General features: G+C 53.7%; 16 protein-coding genes. 11 read left to right on the top strand and 5 right to left on the bottom strand.

All coding sequences use genetic code 11. The features are described from left to right. Positions 1-282 precede the first annotated feature (282 nt). The gene (locus tag ACNKIB_RS04095; RefSeq protein ID WP_417909275.1) at positions 283-1,755 is read left to right on the top strand and encodes an NAD-dependent succinate-semialdehyde dehydrogenase; all 1,473 of its coding nucleotides are present in this window, start codon (positions 283-285) and stop codon (positions 1,753-1,755) included. A 72-nt stretch (positions 1,756-1,827) separates the two neighbouring features. Here ACNKIB_RS04095 and ACNKIB_RS04100 read toward each other — a convergent pair whose 3' ends face one another. The 3 genes from ACNKIB_RS04100 to rnr all read right to left on the bottom strand — a co-directional run bounded on the left by ACNKIB_RS04100 (position 1,828) and on the right by rnr (position 5,457). After that, entirely contained in the window at positions 1,828-2,292 is a 465-nt protein-coding gene (locus ACNKIB_RS04100) for a hypothetical protein (RefSeq protein ID WP_417909276.1), read from the bottom strand. A gap of 504 nt (positions 2,293-2,796) precedes the next feature. Then, positions 2,797-3,276: a DciA family protein gene (locus ACNKIB_RS04105; RefSeq protein ID WP_417909277.1), complete on the bottom strand. Its 480-nt coding sequence runs from the start codon at positions 3,274-3,276 to the stop codon at positions 2,797-2,799. Between the two features lie 6 nt (positions 3,277-3,282). Continuing rightward, complete coding sequence (rnr, locus tag ACNKIB_RS04110) at positions 3,283-5,457, bottom strand: ribonuclease R (protein ID WP_417909278.1); 2,175 nt, start codon at positions 5,455-5,457, stop codon at positions 3,283-3,285. A 137-nt stretch (positions 5,458-5,594) separates the two neighbouring features. Between rnr and ACNKIB_RS04115 the strand changes: the two genes are divergently transcribed. Together ACNKIB_RS04115 and ACNKIB_RS04120 are read left to right on the top strand one after the other, a co-directional pair. Beyond that, positions 5,595-7,706: an HD domain-containing protein gene (locus tag ACNKIB_RS04115; RefSeq protein ID WP_417909279.1), complete on the top strand. Its 2,112-nt coding sequence runs from the start codon at positions 5,595-5,597 to the stop codon at positions 7,704-7,706. A 65-nt stretch (positions 7,707-7,771) separates the two neighbouring features. Continuing rightward, entirely contained in the window at positions 7,772-7,930 is a 159-nt protein-coding gene (locus tag ACNKIB_RS04120) for a hypothetical protein (RefSeq protein ID WP_417909280.1), read from the top strand. 319 nt (positions 7,931-8,249) lie between these two features. Here the strand turns inward: ACNKIB_RS04120 and ACNKIB_RS04125 are convergent, their stop codons facing one another. Beyond that, complete coding sequence (locus ACNKIB_RS04125) at positions 8,250-8,570, bottom strand: TusE/DsrC/DsvC family sulfur relay protein (RefSeq protein ID WP_417909281.1); 321 nt, start codon at positions 8,568-8,570, stop codon at positions 8,250-8,252. 271 nt (positions 8,571-8,841) lie between these two features. Here ACNKIB_RS04125 and ACNKIB_RS04130 point away from each other — a divergent pair, with 271 nt between their 5' ends. The 5 genes from ACNKIB_RS04130 (at position 8,842) to ACNKIB_RS04150 (ending at position 16,461) form a co-directional block, all read left to right on the top strand. Then, complete coding sequence (locus tag ACNKIB_RS04130; protein ID WP_417909282.1) at positions 8,842-10,728, top strand: SurA N-terminal domain-containing protein; 1,887 nt, start codon at positions 8,842-8,844, stop codon at positions 10,726-10,728. A 93-nt stretch (positions 10,729-10,821) separates the two neighbouring features. Continuing rightward, positions 10,822-14,994: a DEAD/DEAH box helicase gene (locus ACNKIB_RS04135; RefSeq protein WP_417909283.1), complete on the top strand. Its 4,173-nt coding sequence runs from the start codon at positions 10,822-10,824 to the stop codon at positions 14,992-14,994. A gap of 156 nt (positions 14,995-15,150) precedes the next feature. Further along, positions 15,151-15,624: an inner membrane protein YiaA gene (gene yiaA, locus ACNKIB_RS04140; protein WP_417909284.1), complete on the top strand. Its 474-nt coding sequence runs from the start codon at positions 15,151-15,153 to the stop codon at positions 15,622-15,624. A gap of 144 nt (positions 15,625-15,768) precedes the next feature. Next, positions 15,769-16,278 (top strand): thioredoxin family protein, encoded by a 510-nt coding sequence (locus tag ACNKIB_RS04145; RefSeq protein ID WP_417909285.1) that lies wholly within the window; start codon positions 15,769-15,771, stop codon positions 16,276-16,278. A gap of 45 nt (positions 16,279-16,323) precedes the next feature. Beyond that, entirely contained in the window at positions 16,324-16,461 is a 138-nt protein-coding gene (locus tag ACNKIB_RS04150; RefSeq protein WP_417909286.1) for a hypothetical protein, read from the top strand. 18 nt (positions 16,462-16,479) lie between these two features. On the opposite strand, the gene ACNKIB_RS04155 is transcribed toward ACNKIB_RS04150, so the two are convergent. Further along, positions 16,480-16,635 carry a hypothetical protein gene (locus ACNKIB_RS04155; RefSeq protein ID WP_417909287.1) on the bottom strand — a complete coding sequence of 52 codons (156 nt, stop codon included), beginning with the start codon at positions 16,633-16,635 and terminating at the stop codon, positions 16,480-16,482. 314 nt (positions 16,636-16,949) lie between these two features. Here ACNKIB_RS04155 and ACNKIB_RS04160 point away from each other — a divergent pair, with 314 nt between their 5' ends. The 3 genes from ACNKIB_RS04160 to ACNKIB_RS04170 all read left to right on the top strand — a co-directional run bounded on the left by ACNKIB_RS04160 (position 16,950) and on the right by ACNKIB_RS04170 (position 18,517). Beyond that, positions 16,950-17,636, top strand: coding sequence for a hypothetical protein (locus ACNKIB_RS04160; protein WP_417909288.1), 687 nt, complete (start codon positions 16,950-16,952; stop codon positions 17,634-17,636). 32 nt (positions 17,637-17,668) lie between these two features. Further along, on the top strand, positions 17,669-18,010 hold the full coding sequence (locus tag ACNKIB_RS04165; RefSeq protein WP_417909289.1) for a histidine triad nucleotide-binding protein: 342 nt from the start codon (positions 17,669-17,671) through the stop codon (positions 18,008-18,010). A 90-nt stretch (positions 18,011-18,100) separates the two neighbouring features. Beyond that, entirely contained in the window at positions 18,101-18,517 is a 417-nt protein-coding gene (locus tag ACNKIB_RS04170) for a ComEA family DNA-binding protein (RefSeq protein WP_417909290.1), read from the top strand.

Raw genomic sequence — 18,517 nt, forward strand, 5'->3', positions numbered from 1 at the left:
GCTAGCAACGCCTCTGCGCAAGGTTATTTTTTTGCATTGTAAATATTATAGTGAGTTATTGTCAAGATTATTTAACAAAGCAGGCTTGCGCAGGAAAAGAATCTCGCTGGAATCTTGTTAGGCTACAAAGCAGCTTTCAGTAAAATTTCATGCAAGATTATCAACAAGGAGCAACGCATAAATTAGTTGCTGAACCAGCAGCAGCACGTTATATCAAAGACAGACTGAAGGCAGGCCATGATACCTGGACATCTCCCATTCCTCACACCCTGAAAACATACTATGATTCTGAACAATAAAGAGCTGCTGCGGAACCGCTGCTTTGTCGGCGGAAGCTGGGTGGACTCGGCAACAGGAAGAACCATCGAGGTACATAATCCAGCAACGAGGGAACTGATCGGTACAGTGCCGTCTCTCAACCGTGAGGAGGCCCGGCAAGCCATTGCCGCCGCAGAAGCAGCCTGGTTTGGCTGGAGAAAACTGACTGCGCACGAACGCAGCCGCCTTATCCGCCGCTGGTACGATCTGATCATCGAACATCAGCACGATTTGGCCGTGATTATGACTGCCGAGCAGGGCAAGCCTTTGGCTGAATCGCTGGGGGAAATCCTCTATGGGGCCAGTTTTGTCGAATGGTTTGCCGAAGAAGCGAAGCGAGTCTATGGTGACACCATTCCAATGGCCCAACCAGGCAAGCGAATCATCGTGCTCAAGCAGCCTGTCGGAGTTTGCGCCGCCATCACCCCGTGGAATTTCCCTTCCTCGATGATTACCCGCAAAGTGGCCCCGGCTTTGGCTGCTGGCTGCCCGGTTGTGGTTAAGCCTGCCACCCAAACCCCCTTTTCTGCCCTGGCCTTGGCCGTATTGGCCGAGCAAGCAGGCCTGCCACCAGGCGTATTCAACGTTTTGACTGGCCCAGCCAGGGAGATTGGCAGCGAGCTAACCGCCAATCCTTCAGTACGCAAGCTGAGTTTCACCGGTTCCACCGAAGTTGGCAAGGTACTGATGCGGCAGTGCGCGGATACAGTAAAAAAAGTCTCGCTGGAACTGGGCGGCCATGCGCCTTTTATTGTTTTTGACGATGCTGATCTGAATGAAGCGGTGGCTGGAGCCATTGCCTCCAAATTTCGCAACTCTGGTCAGACCTGTGTCTGCGCTAATCGCTTCATTGTCCAGAAAGGGATCTATAAAACCTTTGCCGAGCGGCTGATCAAAGCGGTAACTGAGCAGCTTAAGGTCGGCAATGGCTTTGAGGCAGGTGTCAATCAGGGGCCGCTGATTGATCTGAATTCGGTGCTCAAGGTGGAAGAGCAGGTTAAAGATGCCTTGAACAAGGGCGCACGCTTAGGTTGCGGCGGTAAAAGGGTTGGCGAGACCGGTTTTTTCTTTGAGCCAACGGTGTTACTCGATGTAACCCCGAACATGCTCATTGCCCGCGAGGAAACCTTTGGCCCAGTGGCCCCGCTTTTCTCTTTTTCGACCGAAGAAGAGGCGGTGGCCTTGGCCAACGACACCCCCTACGGCCTGGCCTCCTATTTTTACAGCCGCGACATCGGTAAGTGCTGGCGAGTAGCCGAGAATTTGGAATACGGCATGGTGGGCATCAACACCGGCATCATGTCCACCGAATCCGCGCCCTTTGGTGGCATTAAAGAATCCGGTATCGGGCGAGAAGGCTCCAAGTATGGGATTGAAGAATACCTCGAACTGAAGTATTTATGTCTTGCTGGGATTGAAAAAAAAAGGATGGAATAGATGCGAAAGGGGCAATGGAATCCATTGCCCCTTGGTGGTTTACTTGCGTAGAAAAGAAACCCCGTCAGCTGGTTAAAAATAGCCCTTAACAATATTGGAAGTGCCGCTACTCAAGGCTTGCTTCAGCGTTGCAACGGCATAGAGTTCGTCTCTTTTCGACCAAAATATCGGCTTAATCCCTATGCCAGGGTAAAACATCAATCCTTCGTCTTCATTCAGCAGAGAACTTGGGAGCGACCTGGTTTCTGAGAACTTCCTTGGCCCTGCATCTAAGGCAGTAAATTGAAGATACGGCACATAGATCGTTCCCCAGATGGTTGCAGCCTCCCATTCAAACTGATAGAGCTTTTCATCTCCAGGCGGATCATTTGTAGGAATATTGTCGAGATTGCCGTCTTCGCCTCTGAGTTCAATAGATAACTCATAGGTCTCTACAACCTCATTTGCAGAAAAGTTGATCACCCCTTGTACGGTTATTTCCACCTGGTAATCTGGTTTTCTCTGGATCAACAAGGATACATCGACTATTTCAGGCATGGCAGGCACCTTAATTATTTTTCTTGCTGAGAGGCACATTGTCTCGGCGTGTTAAAAGAAATATAAAAGGTATTGCCTTTCCTTTCTATGTCCTTGGGCAGCAAAAAACGGAACTTTGCGGTCAAAGCGCAGCGACTCGCAATCTCTTTTCAGTCCGCAACCAATACGTGCAGCCAGCTTTGCAAGGTCTGTGGCTCACTGCCAACTCTTTGTTGCCGAGTAACAGAAGGTTCTAGCTCGGTAACAAAAGGTATTGGCCGAGCAGAAGAAGGTTGTGGCTGAATAAGAGAAGGTTCTGGCTAAAAAACAACCTTCTTTTGCCGAGCAACAAAAAGTTCTGGCTTAACCAGAGAAGGTTATTGCCGAGCCATGACATTCTTCTGCCAAACAACAAAAGGTTGTTGCTCGGCAAGAGGAGATTATGGTTAAACAACAACCTTTTGTGGCCAAGCCAGAACCTTCTTTTGCTTAACCAGAACCTCTTGTTGCTCGGCCATAAATCGTTCAATCTTTCTTTTGCATCCCTCGCCATAGCCTGCAAAAGGCTTGTCGGACTTCTGGATCAGCGATAGCCTCTGCCATTACCTGAAATTGCCGTTCCTCCTCAGGATCAACCTGAGCGGGTGGCAGTGCCGGTTTTGCCGCTGGGAGACTGGGGAAATCCGCAGGCAGGAGCGTCCAGCGCAGATCGCTCACCTGCGGGCCGTTATATTCTTGCAGGAAGGCGTTGATCTGGGCAAGCAGCTCTGGCTTGGCAAAGCTGAGTTGCTGCATCCAGATGGCGTGGCGGGTATAAATCCAGAGTTCGTCGCGGAGGAAATAGGCAGGGAGGCTGTGCTCGGCAAGCTGCTTGCCAACCAGCTTTGGCCAGCGGCGGGTCAGGCCCAAGAGATGCCGTTGCTGGCCCCATTGATCGAGCAGAACATTGAGGCTCCCAGCCAGGGGCTTAAGTTGCAGCTCGTCCTTGCTCGCTTGCTCAGACATTTATTTTCAGACGGCCACGGCAAAGGTCAGCTTGCGGCTCAACATATCTACTTGCACCAGCCGCACCTTGATGAGGTCGCCAAGCCGATATATCCGCCCGGTACGCTCGCCGATCAAGCAATGCCCGGTGCTGTCGTGGCGGTACCAGTCATCCACCATGTCCTTAACCGGCATTGCACCACTGATCAGGCATTCCACCAGCTCGACAAACAGGCCAAAGGCCGTCACGCCAGAGATCACTGCGTCAAACTGCTCTGTCACCCGGTCGCGGAGAAAGAGCGCGGCCAGCCGAGCCTGCACGTCACGCTCGGTTTCCACCGCCACGCGCTCCCGACCAGAAAGAAAGGCTCCGGCTGCTTCCAGCTCTTCGCCGTCAGGCAGGATTTTGGCGGGCACCTTCTGCTTGGCGAGGAGATTCTGCAAGACCCGGTGGGCGACTAAGTCAGGATAGCGGCGGATGGGCGAGGTGAAATGGAGATAATATTCAGCAGCCAAACCAAAATGGCCGAGATTCTCTGGCGTGTATCTGGCTCGCTGCATGGTGCGCAGGAGCAAATTGTTGACCACATACTCAGCCGGGGTATTTTTAGTTTTAGCTAAGACCGCAGCGAACCAAGCCGGGCTGATCGAACTTTTTGGCAGCTCCACGCCCATTGAGGCAGCGGTTTCAACAAAATCTTTGACCTTTTCTGGCGAGGGATTTTCATGCACCCGGAACAGCACCGGCATGTTCGCGTGGTCAAGATGTTCCGCCACTGCCTCGTTGGCTGCCAGCATGAATTCCTCAACCAAGAGATGGGCCTGATTGCGCTTCAATCTGCTGACTGAGGCGATCTTGCCATCCACCAGGCGGATGTCCGCCTCTGGGATGGTGAAGCCGAGCGAGCCGCGCTGCGTCCGCTGCTGCGCGAGCAGGGCGGCCAGCTCTTTGGCTTTTTCTAGCATCGACAGATGGGCCTTGTGCGCCTGCCGCGCCTCTTTTTCCCGTAGATAGATCAGTTCGTTGACCGTATCATACGTAAAACGGCAATGGCTACGGATCAGGCTTTTCGTGAATTTAGCCCCGATGCGTTTGCCTTGCTGATCAAAATCAAGAATGGCAGTGAAGGCAGGTCGGTCTTGGTCAGGCACCAAGGAGCAGAGGTCATTCGACAATCGCTCTGGCAGCATGGGCAGCACCATGTTCGGCAGATAAACGCTGGTGCCCCGCTGAAAGGCCTCGACATCAATCGCTGAACCCGGCTGCACATAGTGGCTGACATCAGCGATAGAGACAAAAAGCCGATATCCTTGCTGCGTTTTCTGCACACAGACCGCATCATCGAAGTCTTTTGCCGTTGCGCCGTCAATGGTCACATGGCGGAGATAGCGCAGGTCTTTTCGGCTGCCGACTGCTTCAGTTAATGGCTCCAGAGCCTCCGCCTCAGCCTGCACTTCCGCTGGGAAAGAACGGGGCAGATCAAACTGCTGAATCGCCATTCTGAGTTGCACCTGCGGTGTATCCGGTTGGCCCAGAATTTCTACCACCCGACCAAGCGGCTGCCGCTGTGGAGTGCCGTAGTCGATGATCTCGACCAGCACTGCTTGGCCGTCTTCGGCATCTAGCGAATCGTTGCGCTTCACTCGTACAGTGAAGGGCAGCTTGTCGCTGTCTGGGGTCACGATGCCAAGATTGCGGTCGCCCATGTAAATGCCGCAGAGATGGGTGAAGGCCCGTTTTTCAATCTCCACCACCTCGCCCTCAGGCCGTTCCGAAGAGCGGCTGATGAGCTGCACCTGCACCGTATCGCCGTGCCCTGCGCCATTAAGGGCTGAGGCAGCGATAAAGATGTCCTTTTGCTGCCGGGCAACATTGCCTTCCAGCACAGCAAAGCCAAAGCCCTTGGTAGTCAGCGAAAGGCGTGCCCGAACGATGCTTTCTCCGCCTGCTGCCTGCCAGCACTGGCGGTTGCGGCGCAGTCGGCCTGTTTGCTCCAGCGAGGCCAAGGCCTCCTTGACCGATTGCTGCTCATGCTCGGCTAAGGCCAAGCCCTTGATGATGGTTTTCAAGGAGCTTGGTTCTTGCTGCTTGCGCAGAAAGGTTAACAGCCGACCGAAGAGGGGATTTTCTCCATCCTGCCGCCGTTGTTTATCCGCAGGACGTTCTTTGCTCCTTTTTTCCGGGTATCTCTTTCGTGACATTCTTTTCCTATTAGTTGCGCGCCGGAAGACCCGGCTGGTGGAACGATTTTTCCTGTTCCCTGTTTGCTTCTCAGCGGTTGCAGTGTACACTACAAATCTTTAAAGAGGAAGCGCAGGCTTGCGCAAAGGACGGAAGCATGGAAGGAAAAAAATTTGATTTGGAGCAGTATCGCCGCGACATGGAGGCCCTTATCGGGGCCAGTCCGTCAGTTGGCCTGTTCTACAAGGCCCTTGATTTCGCTGCCGCCGCCCATGAGGGCCAGCTACGTCGCTCTGGCGACCCCTACATCATGCACCCTTGCGCCACAGCCCGCATTCTCGCTGAGGAGCTGGAAATCCGTAACGCGGAAATCCTTGCGGCTGGACTGTTGCACGACACCATCGAGGATGTGGAGGAAATCGTCCCAGCAGTGATCCGGGAGAAATTTGGCACTACAGTGGAGGCCATCGTCGTCGGCTGCACTAAGGTCAAGCATCACAGTGGTGACAAGCAGGCCCTGAAAAAGCTGGTGCATCGCCAGCTCTTTACTGGCGCAGCAACCCGGCCTGAGGTCATGATTGTCAAGATCGCTGACCGGTTGCACAACCTGCGCACCCTTGATTCCATGCCTCGCCATAAACGGCAGCGGATTGCAGACGAGACCCTGGATTTTTACGCCCCTTTAGCCACCCTCCTCGGCCTCTTCGGGGTCAAACGGGAGCTGTACAACCGTGCCTTAGTCAACAAGTTCCCCAAACAGGGCCACAAACTCCAGCAGCAAATCAACCGGCTCAAAGGCAACCCTGCCCTGTCCAACCTGACCGTCAAAATCGAACAATCGCTGAACGAGGCAGCAGTCGCTGCAAAGGTAGTGGTGCGTACCAAAGGCCTCTGGGGCTACTACGATATCAAAAACCGGATACTTCGCACGGAAATTGAGATCCCCCAAGAAATCCTAATCACCACAGCCAACCGGATTAGCTGCTATCAAATCCTCGGCATTCTCAACGAGATTTTTCCGCCAGTGCCGCGCACCATCCGCGACTTCATTGCCAACCCTAAGCCTACTGGTTATCAAGGGTTGCACGCCAAGGCAATCATTGACGGCGGCAAGTATCTGTTTAAAATCCGCACAGACGAGATGGCGCATAGTGCCCAGTGCGGCTTAGTCAAGGATTGGAATCAGGCCAACCGGAAGATGGACCGGTTTCTTAAAGAACTGCAAGAGATGTTCGACATTCTCGGCAATGATGATGCGGTTTCTTACCGAGACATGATTGCTGCCAGCGGTCGCAAGGAGATCTACACCTATACCCCGGACGGTGATCTGATCTGCTTGCCGGTACATTCGGCTGTGTTGGACTTTGCCTTTCATATCCACACGGAAATCGGCCATAGCTGCGTCGGGGCAATGATTGGCAACCAGCGGGTTGAACCAGGCGACATGCTGCAGGACGGCAGTGTGGTCAAAATTCTTCGCCAAGACACACCGGTTGATTTTGATTTGGAGATGCAGACGCAGTGCCAGACCCCCCGCGCCCGTAGCGAACTGGCCAAAGCCTTTCGCGAGCGAATTAAACATGTCGCGGTCAGCACAGGCAGGGCGGTTTTGGAACAAGAAATGCGGCGCTACGGCCTGCCTTTTGATTTGATCGAGCATCCAGGCATGGAAAATATCCTGCTCTATTTCAACATCACCTCGCGGGATGAGTTACTGCAACGAGTGGGCCAGGGCCGGATTCAGATGCGAGAGTTGATCTACGAAATTCGCAGCGGCCTGCTGCAAAGCCGGGATATGCTCCTCCAACAACCGACTGGCATCCTCAATCGAATCGTGCTGAACACCGTTGATCCGGTCGTGGTCAAATCTTCAGCCTGTTGTCGGCCCACGCCGTTGGATAGAGGTCTGATTGGCCTTCTCAGCACCCGAGGCATTTCCCTGCACTGCAAGGATTGCTTCCAGCTCAAAAAAATGAAATTTCAGCGCGAGGATGCAGTCGAGGTGCGTTGGCGACTGGGAGCCACGCCCGTGCTGAAGCTCCAGCAGTTTATCGTCACGGATATCACCGCCAAATATCTTTTCAGCCGTCTCGCGGAAGGGCCAGAGGAGTTGCACGTGATGCGGGTCGATCGGATTGAAGGTGATTCGAGTGCCTCCTTCTGCGCCTGGGAGGTGCATTTTACGGTCGCCAATCTTCTCGGCCTGAAAAAGATCATCCGGCACCTTGATCGCTCTTTTCTCACCTACCAATTTGAGTTTAAACACTAGAACTTTTTCGAGCTTGCTCTGTGTTCAAGGGCTGGAGCTTAGAAAAGGTGTAGGCGTGGCGATTTATGCAACTCGGCCTGATTATTATACTTGCAGAGGTGCTTGGCCCAGATTGGGGAGAAGTAAGGGAAGAGTACGGCTGGTTTGTAAAGGAGTTTGGCTCGGCCAGAAAGGAGTTGTACTTGGCAGAAAAGGAGTTCGGCTTGGCCAAACTGCTTTCCTAGTCGGCAACAAAGGAGTTTGGCCGATTAAAACTCCTTTGCAAGTCGGCAAAACTCCTCTGCGGCTAACCAGAACTCCTTTGTTAGTCGGCCAGACTCCTCTCCAAGTCGGCAGAACTCCTCTGCGGCTAACCAGAACTCCTTTCCTACTCGGCCAAACTCCTTTGCCAGCGAGCAAGAAAGGAGTCATAACAGGATAAAAAGGTTGAGCCAACAATACGCGAGCAGGGTCACGGATGAAAATTCATCGCCACCAAACACAGCAAAATAAAAAAGGCTGCCATGTGGCAGCCTTTTTTACAATCTGTTGTCTGCTGGAGGATCAGACGCAACCAGTGGGTTTCGGCAGACCAGCCATCTTACAGGCTCCTTTGCCGGGACCAGAGGGGAACAGCTCGTAAATTCTCTTCAGTGGGAAGCCAGTGGTCTTGGAGAGGATGCGGACCATTGGCGCAATGCCGTTTTTCTTGTAGTACTCCTGGAGCGCGTCAACCACCTTCTGGTGTTCAGGGGTCAGCTCGGAGATACCTTCAACGCCCTTCACGTAGTTGACCCAGTTGTCATCCCATGACTCGGCGCCGTTCAGCAGGAAGCCGTCTTCGTCCACCTCGTAGGATTTTCCGTTGTGCTCAATTGTTGCCATAGTCTTTCTCCCTTGGGCAAAGATAGATTGAAATGAATAAACACTTATTCACTGTTGCGGTTCTGTTCAAGTGATGTTTGAACAGAAGACATAACCTATGGTCGTTTTCTTGTCAAGCATTCTTCGCTTTTTTCTGCTCTAGGTTGGGCTGTTTTGAACACTGGCTACACAATGATTGGCATTTTTGCTGACAACCTGCTATGTTGAGGTAGACGAGGCGGGAGAGCGGCAACCCCTTTCTGACTAAGAACTTATTCGAGAGTGAAGCAATATGTTAGATTTTTTACGTAAACAGGCTCAATCAACTCTGATTCAGGCCGTGGTGATCATCATCGCGGTGGTTTTCGTCTTCTGGGGCGGCAGTAGCAGCCTGCGTGGTCATCGCACGAGCCTGGCATCAATCAATGGCGAAGAAATATCTCCGCAAGAATTCCAGCGAGCCTATGAGCAAGCCATTGATGGCCTCCAGCAGCAGTTTGGCGGCAAGCTGCCGCCTGGCTTTGCCGAGCAGCTTGGGATCAAACAGCAGGTGCTGTACCGGCTGATTCAGGCCGAGCTGCTCCGGCAAGGCGGTGATCAGGTCGGCATCACGATCAGCGATCTGCCAGTGCAGGAACGCGTGGCCGAGATGAATGTTTTTCAGGAGAACGGCACGTTCAATCTCCAGAAGTACAAGGATGTTCTCAGCCAAAACCGCATGACTCCGGTCTCTTTTGAGAAAGGCCTCAAGTCTGACCTGCGTACCGAGCGCGTGCGAGAGCTGATTGGCAGCTTTGCTGCGGTTTCGGACAACGAGGCAACCCGTTGGCTGGCCTATAACGGCGAAGAGATCAAGTTAGCCTATGTTAAACTCGACCCTGCCAGCTTTGAGGCCCAGGTTAAGACGGATGAGACGAATACTAAAGAGCTGGCAGCTTGGTTTGAAAAAAATAAAGACCGCTACCGTTCTGAGCCAAAAATCCGGCTGAAATATTTGCTCTTCAAACAAAGCGACGACGAGAAGCAGGTGCAGATTGCGGATGCGGACCTGAAGGCTAAATACGAACAGGACAAGGAGAGGTATCGCCAGCCAGAGGAGCGTCATGCCCGCCACATCCTCTTGCAAGTAAAAAAGGATGCTCCTGCAGCTAGCCGTGCGGAAAAAAAGAAGCTAGCAGAAGAGGTTTTGGCGCAAGCCAAGGCGAACAACGCGGATTTCGCTGCCTTGGCCAAGCAATACTCGGATGATGCCTCCAACAAGGAGCAAGGTGGCGATCTGGGCTTTTTCTCTGCCGGACGAATGGTGCCTGCTTTTGACGCAGCGGTTTTTGCCATGCAGGTCGGCGAGATCAGCGGGCCAGTGGAAACCGAGTTCGGCTATCATCTGATCAAGCTGGAAGAGGTTAAGCCGGAAACTGTCCGCAGCTTTGAGCAGGTCAAGGCCAGCATCGCTGTTGAGCTTCAGCAACAGCAGGTTAAGAGCCTGACCTTCAAGCGGGCCGCTGCTGCTTACGAGGAGATCATGCGGGCAGGCAGCTTAGATAAGTACAGCCAGCAAGGCAAAGGGCAGGTAGCAGTCGCTGACTATTTTTCCCGCAAGGAACTGCCAGCAGAATTGCCGAAAGATCCCAAATTGGCCGAGGCAGTTTTTAGCCTGAAAAAGGGTGAACTATCGAACATCATCGAGTTGGGTGACAGCTGCGCCGTCCTTTTCGCCGATGATCTCAAGGAGCCAGAGTTGCCCAAGCTGGAGGCGGTGCAAGACAAGGTGACAGCAGACTGGAAAAAGGAAAAGGCCGCAGAGTTGGCTGCCAAGGCGGCGGCTGATTTGCTCGCAGCCAGCCGGGAGAAAAAGGCCCTTCAGTCTGCAAACGGCGCAGCCGTGCTCACCACCGAATTCCTCAAACGTTCAGCGACCGGCAAGGACGCACCGCCCTCTCCAGTTCTAGAAGAAGCCTTCAAGTTGGCTTGGAAGGAGAAGTTGCCGACCAAGCCAGTACAGGCTGAAAACGCCTGGTTTGTCTATGAGGTCAAGGAACGGAAGGCGGGCGCAGGCAAGATAGAAGAACAGGCCCGCCAGCAGCTTCTGGCCTCAGCCCAGCACAATCTGCTTTCGGCTTGGCTGGGTAGCCTCCAATCCCAGGCGAAAATACGGATCAATGAGGATCTGCTCAAGTAACCCTGTTTGTTGTCAGCACAGTAGTCTGGCAGGCGGGGCGGCAATGCCCCGCCTGCTGCTTTTTGGTCGATTCAACCGAATAACAGAAGAAAAATGTCCCAGCCCGATCAGAACCACAGCCAGCTGAGGCTTGTCCATGCCCTGCCGCCCTTGGAGCAGTTTCTGCTCACTTTTATCTCCGTCATTTACGAGCCGGTTTCAGCGGCCTTTCTTGCCATCTGTTTGGCCGGAATCGACTTGCCTGGCTTACAGCAAGTCACTGGCGACGAGCTAGAAGGAGCAGTGAGTCGCCTCCGAGAACTCGGCCTAGTCAACGAGTTCAACCAGTGCCAGCCGCTCCTCGCAGAGCAGCTCACCCGGCAGGCTGCTGTCGAAGGGCGGTTCACGGCTTTGGCCGAGCTTATCGAGCGCAAGGCCCCGGTTTCCTACCTCTATGGCAAATGGTCAACCCGCTGCCGCCGCGCTTTGCGCCAGTTCCGCATTGGCCTGCACACCGGCGATCTCGACAAAATGGAGGAGGCTGCGGTCTTTCTCAAGGAGCAGTGCCAGGAACAGCAGCCAGGGCCACCACCTGCGGTGCAGATCGTTGCCGAAACCTTTGACGCAGACTGGTTCCGAGTATTGCCCGGCTTTCTCCAGTTCTATCTGCTCAATGAAATCTTTCGCTATGCGGCGGAACAGGCTGTAGATTACCCGGACGTGACTGCTTACTTGGAGGACGAGGCGAAAATGCTCCTCTCTGAGGATGAGCGGGTGCCGTTCCGCAGGTTGTTGGTCGGTCACTATCTGCTGCGGGGCTGCACCGGCAAACTGGAGAAGCTTTTGGCCGCTCATGCCGACTCCTTCCAAGGCTCAGGCTTTGCTGGCAGTGCCGCCTTTCTCCGAGACCACACTGATGAGGCCCTGAAGCTCTTTGAGCGGGACTTAGCCTTGATCAATAAGTATGCTGGGCCAGAAGGTAGCTTTTTCTTTAATATCAGTGGGCTGTTTTGCATGATGGCCCTGCTTGCTCGCAGCGGCCCAGGAGACCGGGCTGCGATCCGGCGGGCCGCTGCCTTGGTATTAGGCCGTTGTCAGAACGGTTCAGAGGAGCTGCCCTTCCGCTTTTTGGACACCTATGTCGCAGCTGCAGAAGGAGGAATGCCTGATCTGCGCATTCTCACCGAGAGCTACGAGAAAGAAGAGCGCAGCCTCAGCATTCTCACGGCTGGGTTGGCCCTGCATTGGCTTGGCGTGCAGCTCCCAGACAAGCTGTGCACGGCCTTGGAGTCTCTTTACCGCCGGGCAAAAAGCAACGGCTTCCTCTGGCTGGCTATGGAGGCCAGCCAGCTGCTGGCTGCTGCTGATCCAACCCGTAAAGACATGGTCAAAATTGCCGAGCGGCTGGCCAAGGAGATCGGTTGCCGGAGCGTGGTGCAGATTGCCGCGCCGGGCGAAGACTCCTGGAAACAAAGCCTGGAAGAGCTGATCAGTGTCACCGGTCGCGCGAGGCAGGCAGAAAAGACCAGCCGTCTTGCCTGGACAGTAGAATTTACCGACGGCAAGTTGACGCTGGCGGCCAAGGAGCAGAAGAAAAAGCCAGGCGGCAGGTGGAGCAAAGGCAAGGGCATTGGCTTGAATCGTCTGCTGTATTCTCCGAATGACTTTGATTATCTCACCCCGCAGGACGTGAAAATCTGCGCTGCTCTCCGGCAGGTGGGCGATCCCAACTCCCGCAATGGCGGCTGCGAGTTTGACATGGAAGAGGCTCTGCCTGCTTTGGTCGGTCATCCGCTGGTCATCCTGGAAAACTCTGGCAACGTACCAGTAGAGATCGTGGCTGGCGAACCAGAGCTGATGGTTGAGTCCCAAGACGGCGGCCTTTTCATCCATTTTCTCCAGGAGATCGGCGAAGGCCGGGTTACGGTCTGGCAAGAAACCCCGACCCGCTTCCGGGTAATGGAGATCAACGACGAACACCGGCGAGTGGCCAGCATTATCGGGCCTGGTGGCAAACTTTATCCGGCAGCAGCAGGAAGCCAAGTGCTTAACGCCATAGGTAACATGGCTTCCTTCATGACCGTACATTCTTCCATCGACGTAGGTTCGGCAGAAAAGGATGTTAAAATCGTTGAGGCTGATCCGACCATTCATATCCACATTATTCCCTACGGCAGTGGATTCCGGTTAGAAATGTTTGTCCAACCTTTCTCCCGCCGAGGGCCGTATCTCAAGCCCGGTTCAGGGGTGGCCAATCTGATGGCTGAAGTGGGCGGACGACGGATGCAAACTCGCCGCAATCTCCTCTTAGAGGAAGAAAAGGCCCGCGAGATTGAGGAGAGTTGCCCAATCCTCGATCTTGCCACTGATCTGGAGCAGGAGAATGACCGCGAGTGGCATCTGCTTGATCCTGAGGAATGCCTACAAGCTCTGCTGGAGCTGGAGGAAATCCGCGACCGGGCAGTGCTGGAATGGCCAGAGGGCGAGAAACTGGCAGTGCGCAAACAGGCTGGCATCAGCCAACTCAACCTCAACATCCGCACTGGCCAGCAGGATTGGTTTGCTTTGTCCGGCCATGTCCAGGTTGATCAGGATGAGATCATTGATCTCAAGACCCTGCTGGACAAAGTACGCGAGGCCCGCAGCCGCTTTATCCCACTGGGCAAAGGTCAGTTCTTGGCCCTGACCCAGGAATTTCGCAGCCGCTTGGAAGAACTGATCCGCTTCAGTGAGGTTGGAGGCAAGACCGAGGGCGGCGAAGAGGAAATCCGCATTCATCCGCTGGCAGCCTTGGCCTTAGACGATCTGACCCGACAAGCCAGCACTCAGGCCGACGAAGGCTGGCGCAAGCAGCTCTCTCGGATTGAGTTTGTCCAGGATTTTGTCCCAGAAGTGCCTTCGACCTTGCAGGCCGAGCTGCGCGACTATCAGGTTGAGGGCTTTGTCTGGATGTCCCGGCTCGCGCATCTGGGTGTGGGTGGCTGTCTGGCTGATGACATGGGCTTAGGCAAGACCCTTCAATCGCTGGCCGTTATTCTTGACCGGGCTGAAGACGGTCCGACCTTAGTTATTGCCCCTACTTCTGTCTGTATGAACTGGGAGCAGGAAGTAGCCCGCTTTGCGCCCACGCTCACGCTTCGGACCCTAACCAGCCCAGAAGAGCGGAAGAAGGTCATCCAGGACTTGACCAAGCGGGATATCCTGATCACCAGCTATACCCTACTCCAACAGGAAGTGGAATTGCTGGAAAGCGTGGCCTGGCAGACCGTAGTCTTAGATGAAGCGCAGTCGATCAAGAATGCAGCCACCAAGCGCTCCAAAGCCTCGATGCGCCTGACAGCCAAATTCCGTCTAATCACCACAGGCACGCCGATTGAGAACCATCTCGGCGAGCTGTGGAACCTGTTCAACTTTATCAATCCCGGTTTGCTCGGTACCTACAAGCAATTCAACACCCGCTTTGGCATTCCGATTGAAAAGCACGGCGACCGGACTGCTCGGCGGCAGCTGAAAAAGCTGATCCGGCCTTTTATGCTCCGCCGGATCAAATCGCAGGTTTTGGACGAGCTGCCACCACGCACAGAAATTACCCTGCGGGTGGAGATGAAGAAATCCGAGATGGCCTTTTACGAAGCCATCCGCCAACAGGCTTTGGAAAACATTGAGGGCAGCGATCCAAAAGCCGGGCGGCATCTGCAAATTCTCGCGGAGATCATGCGCCTACGTCGTGCCTGCTGCAATCCCAAGCTGATCGACGAGCAGTGCAAGATTCCCTCGAGCAAGCTGGAGGTCTTTGGCGAGGTCGTGGATGAGCTGCTGGAATCGCGGCACAAGGCCTTGATCTTTAGCCAGTTCACCGGCCACCTGGCCTTGATCCGTGAGTACCTCGACGGCAAGGGCATCAGCTATAAATACCTTGATGGCACCACTCCAGCCAAAGAGCGCATTCGGCAGGTTGATGCCTTCCAGGCCGGCGAGGGTGATCTCTTCCTTATCAGCCTGAAGGCAGGCGGATTAGGCCTGAATTTGACGGCAGCAGACTATGTAATCCACATGGATCCCTGGTGGAATCCAGCTGTAGAGGATCAGGCCGCAGATCGCGCCCATCGTATCGGCCAAAAACGGCCTGTGACGGTCTATCGCTTGGTCACGGCCAACACCATTGAGGAAAAAATCGTCCGCCTACACCATGAGAAGCGCAATCTAGCCAATTCGCTGCTCGAAGGCACCGATGCTGGCGCACGCCTGAGCGCCGAGGAGCTGCTTGATTTGATCCGGGGGAACTGAGCAAACAAGGGCTGCTGCTGAGAGCAGCCCTGATCTGTCTTCTTACTCCAGACCGGAGAAGAATATGCCGATTGCCAAGAAAACCCAATCAGTTTGCCGCATGGCTTTCTGCTATCGGCAAGGTCAACAACACTATTCTGAAAAGGAGAACAGATCATGGCTGAAAGCAAAATCACACTACAGAAACCCACAGCTGCTTTTGTCGGTGCTGCGTGGGGTGCGTTGTTCCTTGGAATTGGAGCCTATTTGATTGGCTTGTGGAGTGCGACCATGCAGCTCAATGAAAAAGGGTTTTATTTCACCGTATTCATGTACGGTCTTTTTGCTGCCGTATCCATCCAGAAAACGGTGCGAGACGAACTTGAAGGGGTCCCGGTGACCAGCATCTATTACGGTCTTTGCTGGGTATCACTGGGCATCTCCATTTTATTGCTGACAGTTGGTCTTTGGAATGCCACCTTAACACTCAGTGAGAAGGGCTTTTACGGAATATCCTTTGCACTCTCTCTGTTTGCAGCCATAACAGTTCAGAAAAATGTTCGCGATATTCATCTGTTTTCCGACGATAGACTGGATTTTAAGCCCAATGAAAAAATAACTCCGGCCAAAGAAAAGGAAAAAACGGTATAAGCTGATCAAGCAGAAGCAGAGGCGGAAAAATTTTGGCCCCTGGCCCTCTTCGGTGCAGAGGGAGTAGTGGCTGCTAGTGTCCGCCTGAGTGCTGAGGAGTTGCTTGATTTGATCCGGGGGAACTGAGCAAAGAAGAGGGGCAATATGCAAGAAAACACGTTTCAGCCGCCTATTCCAGCTGCCTCCCGTTTCATCCGTATTGGCAAAGCCAGTATCGGTTTAATCGGCTTGGATATTGCCCTGAATGCCGCTGCTCGCCAGCAGTTGGCAGAACAAGAGGCTGCCAAGTTCCTTTTTACCCAGATTAAGGAACACAATTACATCCCATCGGGTTGCGCAGAGCAATACCAGCAGGCTTTGCTGGAGGCCTACCAGAAGCACTGCGGCAGAGAGGCGCGGGGCCAAGAAACCGGTTTGGTTATCCGCATTTTTGGCACGGGCTGCGTCAGTTGCAACCGCCTGTACACCCTGTTGATCGAGCTGCTTGATCGGTTGGGCCTGGCTGCTGACGTAGAGCAGGTCTATGACCCGGATGAAATCGGGCGCGCAGGCGTAACCATGACCCCAACCTTGATGATCAACGGCACCATCAAGAGCGCGGGCCACCTGCCTTTGCCAGCGCAGGTGGAACAATGGTTGCGGGAATGCGCCTGAGAGCAAAAGAAGGGGCAGCGCAAGCTGGGTGGCGCAAGAGACCTCTTGCCTGAGCCAGGTGGGCTGGAATACACTGAGATGGATACGGAAATAGCAGTGGAAATGAGGCGATGCTCCGGTAAAAAACACCATTTTTACTCGGTTGCCAAGGAGTTTGGCTCGGCTAAACTCCTTTACAACTGAGCCGAACTCCTTTGTAACTCAGCCAGACTCCTTTCCTAATCGGCCAAACTCCTCTCCAAGTCGGCAAAACTCCTTTGCGGCCAAGCCAAACTGCTTTCCGACCGAGTATAATTCGAGACAAGTTGCGTCAGCGGCGACGCGAAGTACCCCTGAACCCCTTCTTCCTGATAGCATTTTTTGGCAATGGCTTGCAGGAGATCGTCTTGCCTGTCAAGAGGCAAGACGGTAGCTACAAGGTTGGCAACTTGTCTCAGGACAACGGCTTCATCTGTATCCGTGAGCAAGGTGCCGTCTTTTTGGGCCTGTTGTAGGATTACGGCATCTTCTTGGTTTGAGCATCGCGCCACGATAACGCAGCCTATATTTTTTACCAGCACTTTTTTTGCGTCTGCGCATTTGCTCAGTTGCACTCTGCGCAAAACGTATTACTATAAGCAGACCCTACTGATCCACACAGGGCTGTCTCCGCAATTACAACTACAGCTACTATGATTTGCTTCCTTCGCTCTGTCGCCTTGGCTTGCCTTATTTGCTGCTTGCCCGCCTTTACCCAAGCCTCCCCGCAGCCTCCTGCCAAAACCGCAAAAAAGATCGTGGTTGCGCCGCCAGCTCAGTCTAAGTCGAGTGACAGGCCAAAAATTCCGCCGGTAATGGTCATTCTACCTGCTCCAGCCTTACAGCAAACCTTGAGCAGCATCTTGCCCTTGCCGATAGAGCACAATGCCAGCGAGCAATTCCGAGGTGAAATCACTCTTGACTCGATCAGCAGCTTAACTGTGGATGGCGGACGGATCAGAATCATCGGCCAGCTTTCAGGACGCAACATGACCATGAATGCCAGCGTTGGCAATCAGAATATTCAGGTCAAGCTGGGCAGTTTGGTGCTGCCGGTGGTCTGTGATGTTGATTTGCGCTTTGATCCAGCCCGTCAGATGCTGCTGCTTACCCCACATTTCCAGCGATCAACCCGCAGTGGCAGCGATTCCGACGAGGCTCTCTTGGCCTTGCTCAACAGCTTGAGCAAGCAGTACGAAGTGCCTCTGCACAATTTCATGCCCCTCACTGGCGAGATCGGCTCCAACACGGTGCGCCTGCGCATGGAGCCGCTGGATATCCGAGCCGCAGACGGCGCAGTAACGTTGCGACTGAAGCCGGTGGCCGGAAAACAACCCTAATACCCCTCTATAACCTTTTTGGGAGAACCCTTATGTCTGACAATTGCATTTTCTGTAAGATCATCCGGGGCGAGATTCCGGCTACTAAGCTCTTTGAGGATGAGGAACTGTTGGCCTTCCGTGACATTCAGCCTGCCGCACCCGTGCATCTCCTCGTGATTCCCAAAAAGCATATCAGCGGGCCTGCTGCTGTGGCTGTTGAAGACGAGCGACTGATCGGCAAAATGCTGCGCATCGGTAGCGAGACGGCAAAAAAAGAGGGCATTGAGCATTTCCGGGTGGTATTCAACAACGGAGCGCAGGCAGGGCAGACTGTATTCCATCTCCACATGCACATCCTCGGTGGACGTGACCTGAATTGGCCGCCCGGCTGATGTTACGTGACAAGGGGAGGCCATTGCGGCAATCGTCTTTTGTGAATATCAACAACCAGTATCCTAAAAATCATCAAGGAGGAAGCAAACATGAAGAAACTCTATCTTGCGTTTTGTCTGATTCTCTTTCTTGTGGCTGCGTCTTTTGCAGCAGTTGATATTAATACCGCTTCCAAAGAAGAGTTAGACGGATTAGTGGGTATTGGGCCAGTCAAAGCGGAAGCGATCATCAAATATCGGCAGGAAAAAGGCCCATTCAAGAACCTTGAGGATCTCAAGAATGTTTATGGCATAGGAGATAAGATTTTTGAGAGAATTAAAAGCGACATTACCATCGGCAGCACAGAGAAAGCAACTGAAAATAAAGGCTCCGCAGAAGCAAAAACAGATGTAAAGACAGATTCAGCAGTGAAAACAGAAGCAGCAAAGCCAGAAGTTAAGGCAGAAGCCGTTCCACCGGTCGATGAAAAGCAAGCGGAGAGCCAACCACCCGCACCGAAGCCGTAA

The sequence above is a fragment of the Candidatus Electronema sp. PJ genome (genome assembly GCF_048287395.1).
Lineage (GTDB): Bacteria > Desulfobacterota > Desulfobulbia > Desulfobulbales > Desulfobulbaceae > Electronema.

Excerpts from the sequence above, each read along its gene's own strand:
- ACNKIB_RS04170 (WP_417909290.1), top strand. The coding sequence starts at position 18,101 with ATGAAGAAACTCTATCTTGCGTTTTGTCTGATTCTCTTTCTTGTGGCT.
- yiaA (WP_417909284.1), top strand. The coding sequence starts at position 15,151 with ATGGCTGAAAGCAAAATCACACTACAGAAACCCACAGCTGCTTTTGTC.
- ACNKIB_RS04165 (WP_417909289.1), top strand. The coding sequence starts at position 17,669 with ATGTCTGACAATTGCATTTTCTGTAAGATCATCCGGGGCGAGATTCCG.
- ACNKIB_RS04135 (WP_417909283.1), top strand. The coding sequence starts at position 10,822 with ATGTCCCAGCCCGATCAGAACCACAGCCAGCTGAGGCTTGTCCATGCC.
- ACNKIB_RS04130 (WP_417909282.1), top strand. The coding sequence starts at position 8,842 with ATGTTAGATTTTTTACGTAAACAGGCTCAATCAACTCTGATTCAGGCC.
- ACNKIB_RS04100 (WP_417909276.1), bottom strand. The coding sequence starts at position 2,292 with ATGCCTGAAATAGTCGATGTATCCTTGTTGATCCAGAGAAAACCAGAT.
- rnr (WP_417909278.1), bottom strand. The coding sequence starts at position 5,457 with ATGTCACGAAAGAGATACCCGGAAAAAAGGAGCAAAGAACGTCCTGCG.
- ACNKIB_RS04155 (WP_417909287.1), bottom strand. The coding sequence starts at position 16,635 with ATGCTATCAGGAAGAAGGGGTTCAGGGGTACTTCGCGTCGCCGCTGAC.
- ACNKIB_RS04160 (WP_417909288.1), top strand. The coding sequence starts at position 16,950 with ATGATTTGCTTCCTTCGCTCTGTCGCCTTGGCTTGCCTTATTTGCTGC.
- ACNKIB_RS04095 (WP_417909275.1), top strand. The coding sequence starts at position 283 with ATGATTCTGAACAATAAAGAGCTGCTGCGGAACCGCTGCTTTGTCGGC.
- ACNKIB_RS04125 (WP_417909281.1), bottom strand. The coding sequence starts at position 8,570 with ATGGCAACAATTGAGCACAACGGAAAATCCTACGAGGTGGACGAAGAC.
- ACNKIB_RS04145 (WP_417909285.1), top strand. The coding sequence starts at position 15,769 with ATGCAAGAAAACACGTTTCAGCCGCCTATTCCAGCTGCCTCCCGTTTC.
- ACNKIB_RS04115 (WP_417909279.1), top strand. The coding sequence starts at position 5,595 with ATGGAAGGAAAAAAATTTGATTTGGAGCAGTATCGCCGCGACATGGAG.
- ACNKIB_RS04120 (WP_417909280.1), top strand. The coding sequence starts at position 7,772 with ATGCAACTCGGCCTGATTATTATACTTGCAGAGGTGCTTGGCCCAGAT.
- ACNKIB_RS04105 (WP_417909277.1), bottom strand. The coding sequence starts at position 3,276 with ATGTCTGAGCAAGCGAGCAAGGACGAGCTGCAACTTAAGCCCCTGGCT.